The organism is Streptomyces sp. NPDC057002, assembly GCF_042673825.1.
Classification (GTDB): Bacteria; Actinomycetota; Actinomycetes; order Streptomycetales; family Streptomycetaceae; genus Streptomyces.
In genome coordinates this window covers 342,267-359,295 of sequence record NZ_JBHURZ010000003.1, presented here as the reverse complement: position 1 = coordinate 359,295, position 17,029 = coordinate 342,267, and the positions used below count along the sequence as shown (strand labels likewise).

Sequence of the window (17,029 nt, the reverse complement as noted above, 5' to 3'; positions counted from 1 at the left end):
GGCGACATCTGCGCCCACCGCGTGGGCCCCGCCCGCCGGAGCGACCGCTCCCTCGCGGCACGTCATCAGCCCACGGCCCGGCGCACCACCAGGGCCTGGCCTCTAAGCCGCTTCGCGGTGTTCCGGAGCCCGTCCGGAGAACTCCGGCTCGGGAGCGCGCGGGGGCGTGGAGATCAGGGCCGCCGCCTCGCCGGCCGCCAGCAGATCACGCATGGACACCCCGGCGACCGCGAACGGCTGCGGCTGCCCCTTGCTCTCTGTAGCCGACATGGACGCCTCCCGAAGGCCGGGGCAACGAAGTTAGGTTTACCTAACCACGGACTGGATACCATGTGACCACGCACAAGACGCCGAACGCAACATCTTGCCGACGTCTTGTCGGAACGTTCATCAAAAGACCGCACACCACGACGTACCCGGATCACGACGTACCCGGACCGCGACGTACCCGGCTCACGAACTCACGCGGCGAGCACGCTCAGGTCCGCCGAAGCCCAGCGTTCGCCCACACCGGTGATCGTCATCTGCCGGACCTCGTCGGTCGTGTCACCCACCGCGCGGTGGATGACGACCTGGAGCCGGTCCTCGGTCAGCTCCTCGACCTTGCCCTCGCCCCACTCCACGACCATCACGGACTCGGGCAGCGAGACATCGAGGTCGAGGTCCTCCATCTCGTCGAGACCGCCGGAGAGCCGGTAGGCGTCGACATGGACCAACGGCGGCCCGTCGCCCAGCGAAGGATGCACCCGGGCGATCACGAAGGTCGGCGAGGTGACGGCCCCGCGCACGCCGAGCCCCTCCCCCAGCCCACGGGTCAGTGTCGTCTTGCCCGCGCCGAGCTCTCCGCTGAGCATCACCAGGTCACCCGCGCGCAGCAGCTTCGCGAGCCGGCGGCCCAGCTCCCGCATCTGCTCGGGGGACGTGACGACGATCTGGACGGATCCGGGCTCAGCCGGGCTGTGCGGTGCTGGTGCTTCCATAGCCCTTCACGGTAGCCCCTGCGGGCACGGCACCCGTGCGGGTGAGCAGGTCGGCGAGGCGGTCGGTGACCACTTCCGGGTGCTCCAGCATCACCAGATGCCCGGCGTCCGGCACCAGCACCAGCTCGGCGTCCGGCAGCAGATCGGCGATGGCCTCGCTGTGCTCACTGGGCGTGACCAGATCCTGCACCCCGGCCAGGACGAGAACCGGCATGTCGGCGAAGCACCCGAGCGCCTCGGTCTTGTCGTGGTCGTTGAACGCCGGGTAGTACTCGGCGACCACGTCGATCGGCGTGCTCTCGATCATCCGCTCGGCGAACCGGGCGACGGCCGGATCGACGTCCCGGGACGCGAAGGAGTACCGCTTGATGATCCCGGCGAACAGGTCCGCGGTGGCCCGGCGCCCCTTCTCCACCAGGTCGGCCCGCTGCCCCAGCACCTTCAGCACACCGGGCAGCACCCGCCGCACCGCGTTGACCCCGGCGACCGGAAGCCCGTAGTTGACCTCGCCGAGCCGCCCCGACGACGTCCCCACGAAGGCGACCCCGACGACCCGCTCGCTGATCAGCTCGGGGTACCGGTCGGCCAGTGCCATCACCGTCATGCCGCCCATCGAGTGGCCGACCAGCACGATCGGCCCCTCGGGGGCGGCCGCGTCGATGACGGCCTTCAGGTCGGCGCCGAGCTGCTCGATCGTGACCGGCTCGTCGTCCCGCGTCTGGGCCACGCCACGGCCGGACCGGCCGTGGCTGCGCTGGTCCCAGTGCACGGTCCGGACGACGCCGCGCAGCGCGGCCCGCTGGAAGTGCCAGGAGTCCTGGCTCAGGCAGTAGCCGTGGCTGAAGACGACGGTGACGGGAGCGGGTGCCTTGCGGCCGAAGAGCCGTCGGCGGCGCGGGCCGATCGCGGCGGGCGCTGCCTCCGGGTCGATGTCGTCGACCTCGTAGTACAGCTCCGTACCGTCGTCGGCGAACGCCTTGCCGGGCATGCCGCGCAGCGAGCCGTAGGGTCCGGCCGAGTCCAGGGCGAGCCGGGCCTTCTGGCGCATGCCCCGGCCGACCGTCATCCGCTCCAGGGCGACACCGGCGGCCGCGCCCGCGGCCACCACGCCTATCGCGACGCCCGCGACGCCGGTCGCCCGGCGCCAGCCTCCCGCCGCCCCCGCGGCGGAGGCCGCGACGGCCGCGGAGGCTGCGTTCGCGACGGCCTCCGCACTGCTCTCGCTCACGTACCGCTCCTCTTCGCCGGGGTGCTGATCAGGTGACTTGCTGGGTCGGATGGTGCTGGTGTTGCCAGGGTGCCCGTTGTTTCTCGCGTGACGGCCACCCTGTGCGAGTTACCCGTCCCGTTCCTCATTCACATAGACGCGAGGAACGCGCGTTCCGATCCGCGTCACGATCTCGTATGCGATGGTTCCGGCCGCCTGGGCCCAGTCCTCCGCGGTGGGCTCACCGCGGTCCCCGGGCCCGAAGAGCACCGCCTCGGCGCCCGCCGCGGGCGTGTCGCCGCCCAGATCCACCACGAACTGGTCCATGGCGACCCGTCCCGCGATCGTGCGCCACTTGCCCTCGACCAGGACCGGTCCGGCGGAGGAGGCGTGCCGCGGGATGCCGTCCGCGTAGCCCAGGGGGACGAGGCCGAGGGTGGTCTCGCCGGGGGTCACGTACCGGTGGCCGTAGCTGACGCCGTGCCCGCCCGGTACGTGCTTGACCAGGGCGAGCGAGGCGGACAGCGTCATCACCGGGCGCAGCCCGAAGTCGGCCGGGGTGCCGAGCTCGGGGCTGGGCGAGATGCCGTAGGTGGCGACGCCGGTGCGGACCAGGTCGAAGTGGCTCTCGGGGAGGGTGAGCGTGGCCGGCGAGTTGGCGATGTGCCGGACCTCGGGCCGGGCGCCCCGCTCCTCGGCGTACGCGACCATCTCCCGGAACAGGGTCAGCTGGGCGGCGATGGAGGGATGGCCGGGCTCGTCGGCGCAGGCGAAGTGTGACCACAGCCCCGTGATGCGCAGGAGGCCCTCGGCCTCGGCGCGCAGGGCCCCGTCGACCAGCTGAGCCCAGTCGTCACCGGGCTGGCAGCCGTTGCGCCCGAGCCCGGTGTCGGCCTTGAGCTGCACCCGCGCGGGCCGACCGGCGAGCCGGGCCGCCGCGGTGACCTCGTCCAGGGCCCACATCGCGCTGACGGACACGTCGAGGTCGGCCTCGATCGCCTCGCGCCAGGGCCCGCCGGGCGTCCACAGCCAGCACATGACGCGGCCCGGCAGCCCGGCGGCCCGCAGGGCGAGCGCCTCCTCGGGCGTGGCGGTGCCCAGCCAGTCCGCCCCGGCTGCGACGGCGGCACGGGCGCACGGCACAGCCCCGTGGCCGTACGCCTCGGACTTCACCACGGACATCAGGGCCGCGCCCGGCGCGTGGGCACGCAGGGCCCGCACATTGGCCCGCAGGGCGGCCAGGTCGATCTCGGCGCGGGCCCGCGAGGGCGCGGTCCGCGGGGCTGTTCTCTCGCTCATCGCGAACAGTGTCTCAGAGCGGCCTGGCACTCCCGGGGCTGTGGCCCTGCGATTCCAGCCCGTCCGGCGCTTGAGGACGAGGCCGTCCGGGCCGAAGCGCGGGCACCCCACCCCGTGGCCCCCACCACACCCACTCCCTCACCCAAGAACATTCCGCCACGCCACCGGTACGGCGTCCGCCACATCATGCGCCCCCACCGGCGCCCCGTCCGCCGCCAGCCTCCCGGCAAGCCCATGCACATACGCCCCGACGCTCCCCGCGTCCACCGCGCACAGCCCCGCCGCCAGCAACGACCCCGCCAGCCCCGACAACACGTCCCCGCTCCCCGCCGTGGCCAGCCAGGACGTCCCCGTCGGATTCACCCGCACCGCCCCGCCCCCCGAGTCGGCGACCAGCGTCGTGGACCCCTTCAGCAGCACGGTCGCCCCGTACCGCCCCGCCAGCTCCCGCACCGCCGCCAGCCGGGCCCCTTCGACCTCCCCACGCTCCACCCCGAGCAGCGCCGCCGCCTCCCCGGCATGCGGCGTCATCAGCGTCGGTGCCCTCCGCGCTCGTACGGCCGCCGCGTCGGCGAGCCGCAACCCGTCCGCGTCGATCAGCACCGGCACGTCCGCCGCCACCACCTCACCCACCGTCGCCGCGTCGTCCCCGGCCCCCGGTCCGACGACCCACGCCTGCACCCGCCCGGCGTGCTTCGGCCCCCGGTCCGACACGAGCGTCTCGGGAAACCGTGCGATGACGGCGTCCGCGGCCGGCCCGACGTAGCGCACGGCACCGGCCCCGCCCCGCAACGCCCCCGAGACGGCGAGTACGGCGGCACCGGGGTAGCGCGCGGACCCGGCGGCGATCCCGACGACACCCCGCCGGTACTTGTCGCTCTCGGCCCGGGGCACCGGCAGCAGCCGCGCCACGTCCGCGTGCTGCAACGCCTCCAGCTCCGGCTCGACCGGCAGCCCGAGGCCGATGTCGACCAGCCGCACCGACCCGGCGTACTCCCGCGCCGGATCGATCAGCAGGCCCGGCTTGTGCGTCCCGAACGTCACCGTCACATCGGCCCGGACCGCGACGCCGCGCACCTGCCCGGTGTCGACGTCGACCCCGCTCGGCAGATCGACGGCCACCACGGCGCCCCGCGCCCGCCCGGCGGCGGCGGCCAGCGGCACGGCGTCCGGCCGCAGCCCGCCCTTCCCGCCGATCCCGACGATGCCGTCGAGGACGAGATCCGCCCGCTCGATCAACTCCTCGACGGAACCGCCGCCCACGGCCCCACCGGCTTCCACGACCCGCCCCCCGGCCCGCCGCAACGCCGCGAGCCCCGCCGTGTGCGCACGCTCCGGCGCGAGCAGCACGGCGGTGACCCCGGCCCCGCGCCGGGCCAGCCGGGCCCCGGCGTACAGCGCGTCACCTCCGTTGTCACCGCTCCCGATCAGCAGCACGACCCGGCTGCCGTACACCCGCCCGAGCAGATCGGCGCAGGCGGCGGCGAGTCCGGCGGCGGCGAGTTGCATCAGCGCCCCCTCCGGCAGCCGCGCCATCAGCTCCCGTTCGGCGGTCCTGACCGTCTCCACGCTGTACGCACTCCGCATGCGGTCGAGTTTCCCGTACGACCGCCCGGCCACTCCCGCGCAACTCGCGCGACTGCGCACCGTGTCGCCACTCGCGCGCCTCCGCACCATCCCGCACCGCCCAACTCCCCGCCATGTCACACCCATTGACGCTTTGCCGCCCCTTTGCCAGACTCACCGGCCGTGCCGCGCAGAAAGCGCTTGCACACCCCCCACATCCGATGAAACCGAGGCCCCCATGGGACGCAGATCCGCCTTCCTGGCCGCCGCCGGCGCCGCCGCTCTCCTCACCGCCGCCGGCACCCTGACCGCCCCCGCCACGGCCGCCCCCACGCGAGCACTGGCCTGCGGAGACGGCTCCTACCAGGCCGAGGCCGTGCAGAGCGGCAGCAACTGGACCGCCCGGCGCGGCAGCAGCACGGTCTACACCGGCACCGACATGCGCGCGGCGGTCCAGGCGGCCGTCAACAGCCTCACCTCGGGCCGGACTTCGAAGGAGCGGGTCGTGGTCCGCGGCTCGGGTTCGATCTCGGCGGGCTCGCGCATCTCCCTCCCGAGCTACACCGTCCTCGACGTCTGCGGCACCATCAACGTCACCGGCAGCGGCTCGGGCGACCAGGCCCCGGTCTACTCCCGCGGCACCCGCGACATCGAGGTGCAGAACCTCAAGCTCACCGGCACCCCGCTCTACGGCATCTTCCTGCGCAACGTCCAGAACGTGGTGCTCGGCCAGATCGACATGCGTCTCTCCCGCGGCCTGGGCGTCCGTATCGACAACCGCGGCGACACCAGCCAGTGGACGCGCAACGTCCGCATCGACAACGTCTACGTCTCCGGCGCGTCCAGCCACGCCGTCGAGACCTACGGCGTCGACGGCCTCACCATCGGCACGGTCACCGCCCGCAACGTGGGCGAGTCCGGCCTGCTGCTCAACCAGACGATCAACGCCAAGGTCACCAAGGTCGACGCGGAGAACGCCGGCACCGGCACCGGCTACGCGGCCTTCCGCATGGCCAACCGCAACGGCCGGGTCGGCAGCGGCTACCCCACCAACATCCGGGTCGGCGAGGTCATCGCCCGCGGCGGCGGACGCGGTGTGTTCTGCGTCTCGGAGAGCGGCGGGGCGACGATCGACAAGGTCACGCTCTCCGGCACCGGCAACAACTCGGTCCTGATCGAGAACTGCTACAACGTCAATCTGGCGGCCCAGAGCGGCACGATCACAGGCGGCGGCGAACTGCGCCTGGCCGCCCGCTCCGAGTTCCCGAACAACAAGGACATCACCGTCCAGAACCTGACGGTCACCAACTCGGCCATCAGGGAAAGCCCGTGCGGCGAGAACACGACGTTCCGCAACATCACACGGGTGAACACCGGCCAGTCGATCTGCTGAACGACACACACCCCAAGACCCCCGCCCGCCCGGCGGCGGGGGCCCGGCGGGCCCGACTACCCCACTCCCCCGCTCCGGCAGTACGATGAGCCCAGGATTTGAACTCGTTCAAAACGGGGGACCGAAGCATGAGCAACGCGACCACACCCGAGGGAACCGACACACCCGCCACCGCCCTGGGCCCAACCGCACTCGTCCTCGGCGCCTTCTCCGCCGCGGGCACCTGGGCGTTCCTCATCCCCTGGACGGTGATCGCCGGCGCCCTCGCCGTCACCTTCGGCGCCATGGGCACGCACTACGCCCGTCAGGGCGTGGGCCGCATGTGGATCTCGGCGACAGGCGCGGTACTCGGCGCCCTGGGCTTCATCGGCACGGTCGTACTCCTCGGGGGCATGTTCTAGCCGGGGAGCGGGCCGCCGGCGCCACCCCCGGGTCACCCCTCCGCGATCACCACCGCCGAGGCCACCCCCGCGTCGTGACTGAGCGACACATGCCAGGACCGCACCCCGAGCTCGGCGGCCCGCGCGGCCACGCTCCCGCTCACCCGGAGCCGGGGCCGCCCACTGTCCTCCACATAGACCTCCGCGTCGGTCCAGAGCAGCCCGGCCGGAGCCCCGAGCGCCTTGGCCAACGCCTCCTTGGCGGCAAACCGCGCGGCGAGCGAGGCGACCCCACGCCGTTCCCCACTGGGCAGCAGCAACTCCCCCTCCACGAACAGCCGCCCGGCCATCGCGGGCGTCCGCTCCAGCGACGCCGCGAACCGGTCGATCTCCGCCACGTCGATCCCCACACCGATGATGCTCATGCCGAGCACCCTACGGTCAGCGCCCGCCCCCTCCGGCCGGTCCGCTCCCGGCGATCCCATGCGGCGGCACGCGGCATATCGGCACGCAAAGCTCCACAGCATCACCGCAGACCACACACATGATCCACCCCTCATTTTCGTTCGCAGAAATGAAAGTCAAGGGCACGACAAGTCTGGTACGGTCCGGTTCCGGATCAGGGACGTGCGACCACACGACCCGAACTCCGCCACAGCACGGCGAGTTGGGCCGACTTCGTGGCGCACGAACGGGGCTCTGACCGCACCGACACGGGGAAAGCGAAGCACCACATGAAGCGCAGGATTCGTACGTCCGCTGCCGCGGGCATCGCCGCTCTGGCACTCGTGTCTCTCACCGGCGGAACCGCCCAGGCAAGCACCTCTGCCGCCTCCGGCAAGTGGATCTACCTGGACTCCATCAAGTGCAACGACACCGAGGACTGGAACCAGGACGAGCTCCGGATCGAGGTCAACGGCAAGAACATCCTCACCGAGTTCTTCGACCCGGGCGACAAGGTCTCCATCCACCGGTACGTCCACACCAACAAGGCGACCATCAAGCTCATCGAGCAGGACGGTCCCGACCCCGACGACGTCATCGGCAAGCACACCGTGAGCAGCGGCAGCGGCACGCTGAAGTTCACCAACGGCGCCGACTACACGCTGAAGTACAAGTGGGGCCACTCCTGACCGGCGCGCCACCACACACAACTGCACACAACGGGGAGAACGACCAATGAAGTTCAAGTCGCTGGGAACCGCCGCCACCTCCGCGGTCCTCTTCGCCACGGCCCTGACCGGGACCGTCGCCACGGCCGGCACCGCCGCCGCGGCTCCGCCGAAGGACTGCAGCAAGGCGATCGTCAACGTCAAGGCCAAGCAGACCGTCAACGTCCGCACCTCGCCGAAGACGTCCGCCACGGCCCTCGGCATCTGGGGCAAGGGCAAGAAGGGCGGGATCTGCAACGACGGCAAGGCCTACAAGGGCGGCTCCTACAAGGCCTGCGGCGTGAAGAGCAACATGTGGTACTACGGCGGCGACAAGGTGAACGGCTGGGTCCCGAAGACCTGCATCAACTGGTGAACGCCCGGCCGGCCGACCACTGATCGGCCTATGAAGGGGCGAACGGCACTCAGCCGTTCGCCCCTTTTCTCACCCTGCCGTCCTCACTCCACCGTCACCGACTTCGCCAGGTTCCGGGGCTGGTCCACATCGTTGCCGCGGGCCGTCGCCAGCTCACACGCGAAGACCTGGAGCGGCACCGCGGTCACCAGCGGCTGCAGCAGGGTCGGCGTGGCCGGAACCCGGATCAGATGATCCGCGTACGGCACCACGGCCTCGTCCCCCTCCTCCGCGATGACGATCGTCCGAGCCCCTCGCGCCCGGATCTCCTGGATGTTGGACACGATCTTGTCGTACAGCACGGACCGCCCCCGCGGCGACGGCACCACGACGACGACCGGCAGGTCCTCCTCGATCAGGGCGATCGGACCGTGCTTCAGCTCCCCCGCCGCGAACCCCTCGGCGTGCATGTACGCCAGTTCCTTGAGCTTCAGCGCGCCCTCCAGCGCCACCGGATAGCCCACGTGCCGCCCGAGGAACAGCACCGTGTCCTTCGAGGCGAGCGTGCGCGCGAGCTCCCGCACCGGCTCCATCGTCCCGAGGACCTGCTCCACCGCGCCGGCGATCGAGGACAGGTCCCGGATCACCGCCCGGATCTCGTCGCCCCACTTGGTGCCCCGCACCTGCCCCAGGTACAGGGCGACCAGGTAGCACGCCACGAGCTGTGTCAGGAACGCCTTCGTCGAGGCCACGGCGACCTCCGGCCCGGCGTGCGTGTACAGCACCGCGTCGGACTCGCGCGGGATCGTCGAGCCGTTGGTGTTGCAGATCGCCAGGACCCTGGCGCCCTGCTCGCGGGCGTGGCGCAGCGCCATGAGCGTGTCCATGGTCTCGCCGGACTGCGAGATGGCGATGACCAGGGTCTGCGCGTCCAGGATCGGATCCCGGTACCGGAACTCGCTGGCCAGCTCCACCTCGCACGGAATGCGCGTCCAGTGCTCGATGGCGTACTTGGCGATCATCCCGGCGTGGAAGGCCGTACCGCACGCCACGATGACGACCTTGTCGATCTCCCGCAGCACCCCCTGGGGGATCCGCACCTCGTCCAGGGTCAGCGACCCGGAGCCGTCGATCCGGCCCAGCAGCGTATCGGCGACCGCCTTGGGCTGCTCGGCGATCTCCTTGAGCATGAAGTAGTCGTAGCCGCCCTTCTCCGCGGCCGACGCGTCCCAGTCGACGTGGTACGACCGGACCTCGGCCGGGCTGCCGTCGAAGCCGGTCACCGTCACGCCGTCCCGGCGCAGCTCCACCACCTGGTCCTGCCCCAGCTCGATCGCCGACCGTGTATGGGCGATGAACGCGGCGACGTCCGAGGCGAGAAAGGCCTCGCTCTCTCCGACACCCACCACGAGCGGCGAGTTCCGCCGTGCGCCCACGACCACGTCCGGCTCGTCGGCGTGCACCGCGACCAGCGTGAACGCGCCCTCCAGCCGCCGGCACACCAGCCGCATCGCCTCGGCGAGATCCGCGCAGGACGAGAACTCCTCGGCGAGCAGATGCGCGACGACCTCGGTGTCCGTCTCGGAGCCCAGTTCGTGGCCCCGCTCCGCCAACTCGGCCCGCAGCAGGGCGAAGTTCTCGATGATGCCGTTGTGCACGACGGCGACCCGGCCCGCGTTGTCGAGGTGCGGGTGGGCGTTGGAGTCCGTCGGGCCGCCGTGCGTGGCCCACCGGGTGTGCCCGATGCCCGTCGTGCCGGTCGGCAGCGGCCGGCCGTCCAGTTCCTTCTCCAGATTGAGGAGCTTCCCGGCCTTCTTCGCCGCCGCCAGCCCGCCGTCGGCCAGCACGGCGACACCCGCCGAGTCGTACCCCCGGTACTCCAGCCGCTTCAGCCCGGCCATCACGACCTCGAGCGCGGACTGCGGCCCCACGTATCCCACGATTCCACACATGGGCGGCAGCTTAGGGTCGATTCCGGTGCCGAACAGGCCGTTGCGTGCCCGAATTCGGAAATTCCCACCGGGGTACGAAGCCCTGGATCAGACCTTCGCCCGATAGGCCCTCATGGCCAGCGGATAGAACACGAGGGCGATACCCGCCGCCCACACCAATGACCACAGCACCGGTTCCGCCACCGCCCCGCCGAGCAGCAGCCCGCGGAAGGCGTCGGACAGATGCGTGACCGGATTGACGGCGCTCCACGCCTGCAGCCAGCCCGGCATGGTGTCGACGACGACGAACGCGCTGCTGGTGAAGGTGATCGGGAAGATGAGCGTGAAGGCGAACGCCTGCACCTTCTCCGCGTCCCCGGCCAGCATCCCGATCAGCACCGCGCTCCAGGACACGGCCGCGGCGAACACCACCACCAGCAGCGCGCCGAGCAGGAACCCGCCGAATCCGCCGGTGATGCGGAAGCCGAGCGCCAGACCGAGGCCGATCATCAGCAGCAGCGCCCACAGGTGCTTGGCGAGGTCCGCGGTGATCCGCCCGATCAGCGGTGCGGAACGCGCGATCGGCAGACTGCGCAGCCGGTCGAACACGCCCTTGGTGAGGTCGGTATTGAGCGCCATCGCCGTGTACATCGTCATGAACAGGGTGTTCTGCACGATGATCCCGGGCAGCGCGTACTTCAGATACGCCTCGGGCGACCCGGCCATCTGCCCGCCCAGCACATAGGTGAAGAGGAACACGAACATGATCGGCGTGATGCTGTAGTCGACCAGTTCGAGCGGGTTGTGCTTGACGGCGACCAGACTCCGCCAGGCCATCGTGAAGGTCTGCCGCATCCCGGCGAGCGGCGGCACCCGGCCCGACGCGGTGACCGGCGCGGTCAGCGTGGTGGCGGTCATGACCGGCTCACCGCCTTCTCCAGCCCGTCGTCGTCACGGGCGGTCTCCCCGTCCTCATGGACGGCGGCCCCGCCGTCCCCCTCGGGCTCGCCCGGCTCGGCGCGGTGTCCGGTCAGGGCGAGGAAGACCTCGTCGAGCGAGGAGCGGCGCAGGGCCAGCTCCCCCACCGCGATCCCCTCCCGGTCCAGCGCGCGCACCACGGCCGGCATCAGCTCGGGGTCCTTCACCGGGGCGGTGACCATCTCGCCCTCGATCCGGGCCTCCGGCCCCGCGGCCCCGGCCACCAGCGCGTGCGCCCGCGCGAGGTCCTGCCCGACGATCGGCCGCAGCTCCAGCACCTGCCCGCCGACCTGCGCCTTCAGCCGGTCCGGCGTGCCCTCGGCGATCACCCGGCCCTTGTCGATCACCACGATGTCGTCGGCGAGCACATCGGCCTCGTTCAGATACTGCGTGGTCAGCAGCGCGGTGGCCCCGTCAGCGACCAGGCCGCGCAGCAGATCCCACAGCTCACCGCGACTGTGTGGATCGAGACCCGTGGTCGGCTCGTCCAGGAAGAGGATGCTGGGCCGCCCCACCAGACTGGCCGCGAGGTCCAGACGCCGGCGCATGCCGCCCGAGAAGGTCTTCGCGGCCCGCCCGGCCGCGTGCGTCAGCTGGAACCGCTCCAGCAGCTCACCCGCCCGTGCCTTCGCCTCACGCCTCGGCAGCCCCAGCAGCCGGCCGATCATCACCAGGTTCTCCGTGCCGGTCAGATTCTCGTCCACCGCCGCGTACTGCCCGGTCAGCCCGACCAGGGAGCGGACCACCCCGGCCTCCCGGACCACGTCATGGCCTGCCACCCGGGCTCTGCCCCCGTCCGGGCGCAGCAGTGTCGCGAAGATCCGCACCGCGGTCGTCTTCCCGGCACCGTTGGGCCCCAGCAGCCCGAGCACCGTGCCCTTGCGGGCCGCCAGGTCGACGCCGACCAGCGCCTCGGTCTCCTTGAACCGCTTGACCAGGCCTTCCGCCTCTATCGCGTACGTCATGGGTACCCCCAGGCGTTCGCGGACCCCGGACCGGGCCCACTCCTCCCACAACTGTGACGCATGCCACTGACATTCCGCCTGTGTCGGTTTTTCTCCGCACAAACAAGGGCGAACAGCGGCGAATGCTTCGCGTGACGGATCCCACCTCACAGTCCGTTCGTACGCCCGTAACAATGGACTGTGATCTCTCCGGTCTCCTCGATGCCCCGGAGCGCCCACCGGCAGCGGCCGGAGGCGACTCCCTACGTCGACCTCACCCGAGCCGAGTGGAGCGCGCTGCGTGACAAGACGCCGCTCCCGCTGACGGCCGAGGAGGTCGAGAAGCTGCGCGGTCTCGGCGATGTCATCGACCTCGACGAGGTGCGGGACATCTACCTCCCGCTGTCCAGACTCCTCAACCTCTACGTCGGCGCCACCGACGGCCTCAGAGGCGCCCTGAACACGTTCCTGGGCGAACAGGGCTCCCAGTCCGGCACCCCGTTCGTCATAGGGGTCGCCGGCTCGGTCGCGGTCGGCAAGTCCACGGTCGCCCGCCTCCTCCAGGCCCTGCTCTCACGCTGGCCGGAACACCCGCGCGTCGAGCTGGTCACCACCGACGGCTTCCTGCTGCCCACCAAGGAGCTCCAGGCCCGCGGCCTGATGTCACGGAAGGGCTTCCCCGAGTCCTACGACCGCCGCGCCCTGACCCGCTTCGTCGCTGACATCAAGGCCGGCAAGGACGAGGTCACGGCCCCGGTCTACTCCCACCTCATCTACGACATCGTCCCGGACCAGAAGCTCACGGTCCGCCGCCCCGACATCCTGATCGTCGAGGGCCTGAACGTCCTCCAGCCCGCCCTGCCCGGCAAGGACGGCCGCACCCGGGTCGGTCTCGCCGACTACTTCGATTTCAGCGTGTACGTCGACGCCCGCGTCGAGGACGTCGAGCGCTGGTACCTCAACCGCTTCCGCAAGCTGCGCGCGACCGCCTTCCAGAACCCGTCCTCGTACTTCCGCAAGTACACCCAGGTCTCGGAGGAGGAGGCCCTCGACTACGCGCAGACGATGTGGCGCACGATCAACCGGCCCAACCTGGTCGAGAACATCGCCCCCACCCGCGGCCGGGCCACCCTCGTCGTGCGCAAGGGCCCCGACCACAAGGTGCAGCGGCTCAGCCTGCGCAAGCTGTGACGCCCGGGGAAAAGGCCGGTTAGATGGTCGCCATGCTCCACCTGCGCCTGATCACACCGTCCGAGAAGACCGACGAAGTGGTGCTGCTGATCGAGAAGACGGTCGGCACCACCCACCTCGTAGTGCTGCCGGACACCGCACGCAACCCCGCCGGGGACGTCGTCATGTGCGACGTGGCCCGCGAGGCGGGCGACGAACTCCTCACCGGCCTGCGGGAACTGGGCATCGACACCAGCGGCTCCATCGCCGTCGAGACCATCGATCTGTCCCTGTCGGAGCGGGCCGACAAGGCCGAGGCCGACGCCCCGGGCGAGGGCGCGGACGCGGTCCTGTGGGAGCACCTGAGCGACGCCACGCACGAGGAGTCGACGCTCTCCGTCACCTACCTGGCCTTCATCACGCTGGCCACGATGATCGCGGCCTGCGGTGTGGTCCTGGACAACGCGATCCTGATCGTGGGCGCCATGGCCGTGGGCCCGGAGTTCGGCCCCCTCGCCGGCCTCTGCACGGCGATCGTCCGGCGCAGATCGCGCCTGGCCCTGCGCTCGCTGACCGCGCTGCTGGTGGGCTTCGCGGTGGCGATGGCGGTGACGGTGGCCTTCAGCCTCTTCATGGAAGCGGTCGGCCTGTTCAGCGAGGAACAACTGTCGGCCGACCGCCCGAACACCGGCTTCATCTACGCCCCCGACTGGTTCTCCTTCGTCGTGGCGGTCCTGGCCGGCATCGCGGGCACCCTCTCCCTGACCTCGGCGAAGTCCGGCGCCCTGGTGGGCGTGGCCATCTCGGTGACCACGATCCCGGCCGCGGCGAACGCGGCAGTAGCCCTCAGCTACGGCGACACCACCCAGACCTGGGGCTCCACCCAGCAACTCCTGCTGAACCTCCTGGGCATCATCGTCGCCGGCACGGCAACGCTACTGACCCAGAAATGGCTCTGGTCCAAACAACGTAAGCAGGTAGACGTCCTCTAGGGGCAGCGTCCCCAGGGGCAGCGTCCCCAGGGGCGCGGGGAACTGCGCGACAAGCCACGACGCACCCGCAGCCCGCCCACAACAGAACCCCCCACCCCGAACCGCAAAGGCCGACTACCCGAGCGCGGACTTCACCGCATCAGCCAGCCGCCCCGCAACAGACCGAGCCTGCTCGATATCAGCCGCCTCCACCATCACCCGAACCAACGGCTCGGTCCCGGACGGCCGAAGCAGAACCCGCCCGGTAGCCCCAAGCTCGGCCTCCGCATCGGCAACCGCCGCCGACAACTCCGCGGACGACCCCACCCGCGTCCGGTCCACATCCGGCACATTGATCAGCACCTGCGGCAACCGCTCCATGACGGACGCCAGCTCCCGCAACGACCGCCCGCTCCCGGCGACCCGCGCCGCCAGCAGCAGCCCCGTCAGCGTCCCGTCACCCGTCGTCGCGTGGTCGAGGATGATCACATGCCCGGACTGCTCGCCCCCGAGGGCGAACCCGTGCTCCTTCATCTCCTCCAGCACATACCGGTCACCGACAGCGGTCTGCACCAGCCGGATGCCCTCACGCTCCATGGCCAGCTTGAATCCGAGGTTGGACATCACCGTCGCGACCACCGTCTCGGACCGCAGAACGGAGCGCTCCCGCATCGCCAGCGCGAGCACGGCCAGGATCTGGTCGCCGTCCACCTCCGCACCGGTGTGGTCCACGGCCAGGCACCGGTCGGCGTCACCGTCGTGCGCGATGCCCAGGTCCGCCCCGTGCTCGACGACGGCGGCCTTGATCTTGTCCAGGTGCGTGGAGCCGCATCCGTCGTTGATGTTGAGCCCGTCCGGCTCGGCCCCGATCGTGACGACCTCGGCACCGGCCCGCTGGAACGCCTCCGGCGAGACCCGGGCGGCGGCGCCGTGCGCCTCGTCGAGGACGACCTTCAGCCCGTCGATCCGGTTGGGCAGGGCGCCCAGCAGATGCTCGACGTACCGGTCGAAGCCCTCCCCGTACTCCCGGACGCGGCCCACTCCGGCCCCGGTCGGCCGCTCCCACGGGGCGCCGGTGCGGTGCTCCTCGTAGACGGACTCGATCCGGTTCTCCAGCTCGTCGGCGAGCTTGTGCCCGCCGCGGGCGAAGAACTTGATGCCGTTGTCGGGCATGGCGTTGTGGCTCGCGGAGAGCATCACACCGAGGTCGGCGCCGAGCTCTCCGGTCAGGTACGCCACCGCCGGGGTCGGCAGCACGCCGACCCGCAGGACGTCCACACCGGCGCTGGCGAGGCCCGCGACCACGGCGGCCTCCAGGAACTCCCCGGACGCGCGCGGGTCACGCCCGACGACCGCGGTCGGGCGGTGCCCCTCGAAGGTGCCCGCCTCGGCCAGTACGTGCGCCGCGGCCACGGAGAGGCCCAGGGCCATCTCCGCCGTCAGATCCGCGTTGGCCACACCGCGCACGCCGTCAGTGCCGAAGAGTCGTCCCACTGTGGTGTCCTCCGAATTGCTCTGAGAATGCGGCTCACATCCCCGAGTACTTCCCTGGTACATCCCTGAGACTGTCCGGGGGCGGTAGGGGTTGTGTAAACGAACCGCCCCGGCGGCACCATTCGTGCCGCCGGGGCGATCGTTGCAAAGACAGCGGACGCGATTAGCGCTTGCTGTACTGCGGGGCCTTGCGGGCCTTCTTCAGACCGGCCTTCTTGCGCTCGACCGCACGGTCGTCGCGCTTGAGGAAGCCGGCCTTCTTCAGCGGGCCGCGGTTGTTGTCGACGTCCGCCTCGTTCAGCGCACGGGCGACACCGAGACGGAGCGCACCGGCCTGACCGGAGACACCGCCGCCGGAGATGCGGGCGACGACGTCGTAGCGGTCGTCGAGCTCGAGCACCTTGAAGGGCTCGTTGACTTCCTGCTGGTGCACCTTGTTCGGGAAGTAGTCCTCGAGGGTGCGACCGTTGATCTTCCACTTGCCGGTGCCCGGGACGATCCGGACACGGGCGATGGCGTTCTTGCGACGGCCCAGGCCGGCGGCCGGCTGGGGCTCACCGAAACGCGAGGCGAGGGACTCGGAGGTGTACTCACCCTCCACCGGAACCTCGGACTCGGTGGTGTAGCTGTCGATGTCAACTTCTTCGAGCGGCTGCTCGGCAGTGGTCTCGGCCACGATGCTCCTCAGATTCTGTTCAGTCTTAGGGGGTGTGGCCGGACTTACTGCGCGACCTGGGTGATCTCGTACGGCTGCGGCTGCTGCGCGCCGTGCGGGTGCTGGTCACCCTTGTAGACCTTCAGCTTCGAGAGCATCTGACGGCCCAGGGAGTTCTTGGGGAGCATGCCCTTGACGGCCTTCTCGACGGCCTTCTCGGGGTTCTTGTCCAGCAGCTCGTCGTAACGGACGGAGCGCAGACCACCCGGGTAACCGGAGTGGCGGTACGCCATCTTCTGGGTCCGCTTGTTGCCGGACAGGTGCACCTTGTCCGCGTTGATGATGATGACGAAGTCACCAGCGTCGACGTGGGGGGCGTAGATCGGCTTGTGCTTGCCCCGGAGGAGGGTCGCTGCGGTGGTGGCGAGACGACCCAGGACAACGTCCTGGGCGTCGATGACGTGCCACTGGCGCGTCACATCGCCGGGCTTGGGGCTGTACGTACGCACGGTTCGTAGCCTTCGCTTCGAGTGAATGGTCCATAACAGGTCACCG

Annotated in this window: 18 protein-coding genes; 6 read left to right on the top strand and 12 right to left on the bottom strand. The window is 70.7% G+C overall.

Annotated elements, in window-relative coordinates:
- Nucleotides 1-102: 102 nt before the first annotated feature.
- From ACFT32_RS16140 to ACFT32_RS16120, 5 genes are all read right to left on the bottom strand, one after another.
- Nucleotides 103-270, bottom strand: a complete 168-nt coding sequence (locus ACFT32_RS16140; RefSeq protein ID WP_382489404.1) for a hypothetical protein — start codon at nucleotides 268-270, stop codon at nucleotides 103-105.
- 191 nt (nucleotides 271-461) lie between these two features.
- A complete protein-coding gene (tsaE, locus tag ACFT32_RS16135; RefSeq protein WP_184591390.1) occupies nucleotides 462-980 on the bottom strand; it encodes a tRNA (adenosine(37)-N6)-threonylcarbamoyltransferase complex ATPase subunit type 1 TsaE in 519 nt (172 codons plus the stop codon).
- Complete coding sequence (locus ACFT32_RS16130) at nucleotides 949-2,208, bottom strand: alpha/beta fold hydrolase (protein ID WP_382489403.1); 1,260 nt, start codon at nucleotides 2,206-2,208, stop codon at nucleotides 949-951. Before ACFT32_RS16130 ends, tsaE begins: the two co-directional genes overlap by 32 nt.
- Before the next feature lie 108 nt (nucleotides 2,209-2,316).
- Nucleotides 2,317-3,486 (bottom strand): alanine racemase, encoded by a 1,170-nt coding sequence (alr, locus tag ACFT32_RS16125; protein WP_382489401.1) that lies wholly within the window; start codon nucleotides 3,484-3,486, stop codon nucleotides 2,317-2,319.
- Between the two features lie 138 nt (nucleotides 3,487-3,624).
- Nucleotides 3,625-5,073 (bottom strand): NAD(P)H-hydrate dehydratase, encoded by a 1,449-nt coding sequence (locus tag ACFT32_RS16120; protein ID WP_382489400.1) that lies wholly within the window; start codon nucleotides 5,071-5,073, stop codon nucleotides 3,625-3,627.
- A gap of 217 nt (nucleotides 5,074-5,290) precedes the next feature.
- Between ACFT32_RS16120 and ACFT32_RS16115 the strand changes: the two genes are divergently transcribed.
- Together ACFT32_RS16115 and ACFT32_RS16110 are read left to right on the top strand one after the other, a co-directional pair.
- Nucleotides 5,291-6,445 (top strand): hypothetical protein, encoded by a 1,155-nt coding sequence (locus ACFT32_RS16115; RefSeq protein WP_382489398.1) that lies wholly within the window; start codon nucleotides 5,291-5,293, stop codon nucleotides 6,443-6,445.
- A 128-nt stretch (nucleotides 6,446-6,573) separates the two neighbouring features.
- The gene (locus ACFT32_RS16110) at nucleotides 6,574-6,846 is read left to right on the top strand and encodes a hypothetical protein (RefSeq protein ID WP_382489397.1); all 273 of its coding nucleotides are present in this window, start codon (nucleotides 6,574-6,576) and stop codon (nucleotides 6,844-6,846) included.
- 32 nt (nucleotides 6,847-6,878) lie between these two features.
- Here ACFT32_RS16110 and ACFT32_RS16105 read toward each other — a convergent pair whose 3' ends face one another.
- Nucleotides 6,879-7,250, bottom strand: coding sequence for a holo-ACP synthase (locus tag ACFT32_RS16105; protein WP_382489395.1), 372 nt, complete (start codon nucleotides 7,248-7,250; stop codon nucleotides 6,879-6,881).
- A 309-nt stretch (nucleotides 7,251-7,559) separates the two neighbouring features.
- Between ACFT32_RS16105 and ACFT32_RS16100 the strand changes: the two genes are divergently transcribed.
- Both ACFT32_RS16100 and ACFT32_RS16095 read left to right on the top strand, forming a co-directional pair.
- Complete coding sequence (locus ACFT32_RS16100) at nucleotides 7,560-7,958, top strand: hypothetical protein (RefSeq protein WP_382489393.1); 399 nt, start codon at nucleotides 7,560-7,562, stop codon at nucleotides 7,956-7,958.
- A 46-nt stretch (nucleotides 7,959-8,004) separates the two neighbouring features.
- Nucleotides 8,005-8,352 (top strand): hypothetical protein, encoded by a 348-nt coding sequence (locus ACFT32_RS16095; RefSeq protein WP_382489391.1) that lies wholly within the window; start codon nucleotides 8,005-8,007, stop codon nucleotides 8,350-8,352.
- An 83-nt stretch (nucleotides 8,353-8,435) separates the two neighbouring features.
- Here the strand turns inward: ACFT32_RS16095 and glmS are convergent, their stop codons facing one another.
- From glmS to ACFT32_RS16080, 3 genes are all read right to left on the bottom strand, one after another.
- Nucleotides 8,436-10,283 carry a glutamine--fructose-6-phosphate transaminase (isomerizing) gene (gene glmS / locus ACFT32_RS16090; protein WP_382489389.1) on the bottom strand — a complete coding sequence of 616 codons (1,848 nt, stop codon included), beginning with the start codon at nucleotides 10,281-10,283 and terminating at the stop codon, nucleotides 8,436-8,438.
- Nucleotides 10,284-10,370: 87 nt separating this feature from the next.
- Nucleotides 10,371-11,180: an ABC transporter permease gene (locus ACFT32_RS16085; protein WP_382489387.1), complete on the bottom strand. Its 810-nt coding sequence runs from the start codon at nucleotides 11,178-11,180 to the stop codon at nucleotides 10,371-10,373.
- Nucleotides 11,177-12,205 (bottom strand): ATP-binding cassette domain-containing protein, encoded by a 1,029-nt coding sequence (locus tag ACFT32_RS16080; protein WP_382489385.1) that lies wholly within the window; start codon nucleotides 12,203-12,205, stop codon nucleotides 11,177-11,179. Before ACFT32_RS16080 ends, ACFT32_RS16085 begins: the two co-directional genes overlap by 4 nt.
- Nucleotides 12,206-12,406: 201 nt before the next feature.
- On the opposite strand from ACFT32_RS16080, the gene coaA reads away from it, so the two are divergent.
- Together coaA and ACFT32_RS16070 are read left to right on the top strand one after the other, a co-directional pair.
- The gene (gene coaA, locus ACFT32_RS16075) at nucleotides 12,407-13,375 is read left to right on the top strand and encodes a type I pantothenate kinase (RefSeq protein ID WP_359887783.1); all 969 of its coding nucleotides are present in this window, start codon (nucleotides 12,407-12,409) and stop codon (nucleotides 13,373-13,375) included.
- 32 nt (nucleotides 13,376-13,407) lie between these two features.
- Entirely contained in the window at nucleotides 13,408-14,346 is a 939-nt protein-coding gene (locus tag ACFT32_RS16070; RefSeq protein WP_382489383.1) for a DUF389 domain-containing protein, read from the top strand.
- Nucleotides 14,347-14,460: 114 nt separating this feature from the next.
- Here the strand turns inward: ACFT32_RS16070 and glmM are convergent, their stop codons facing one another.
- From glmM to rplM, 3 genes are all read right to left on the bottom strand, one after another.
- Entirely contained in the window at nucleotides 14,461-15,819 is a 1,359-nt protein-coding gene (gene glmM / locus ACFT32_RS16065; protein WP_382489382.1) for a phosphoglucosamine mutase, read from the bottom strand.
- Between the two features lie 163 nt (nucleotides 15,820-15,982).
- Complete coding sequence (gene rpsI, locus ACFT32_RS16060) at nucleotides 15,983-16,495, bottom strand: 30S ribosomal protein S9 (protein ID WP_184591418.1); 513 nt, start codon at nucleotides 16,493-16,495, stop codon at nucleotides 15,983-15,985.
- A 44-nt stretch (nucleotides 16,496-16,539) separates the two neighbouring features.
- The gene (gene rplM / locus ACFT32_RS16055) at nucleotides 16,540-16,983 is read right to left on the bottom strand and encodes a 50S ribosomal protein L13 (protein ID WP_003992380.1); all 444 of its coding nucleotides are present in this window, start codon (nucleotides 16,981-16,983) and stop codon (nucleotides 16,540-16,542) included.
- Between the last annotated feature and the right edge of the window lie 46 nt (nucleotides 16,984-17,029).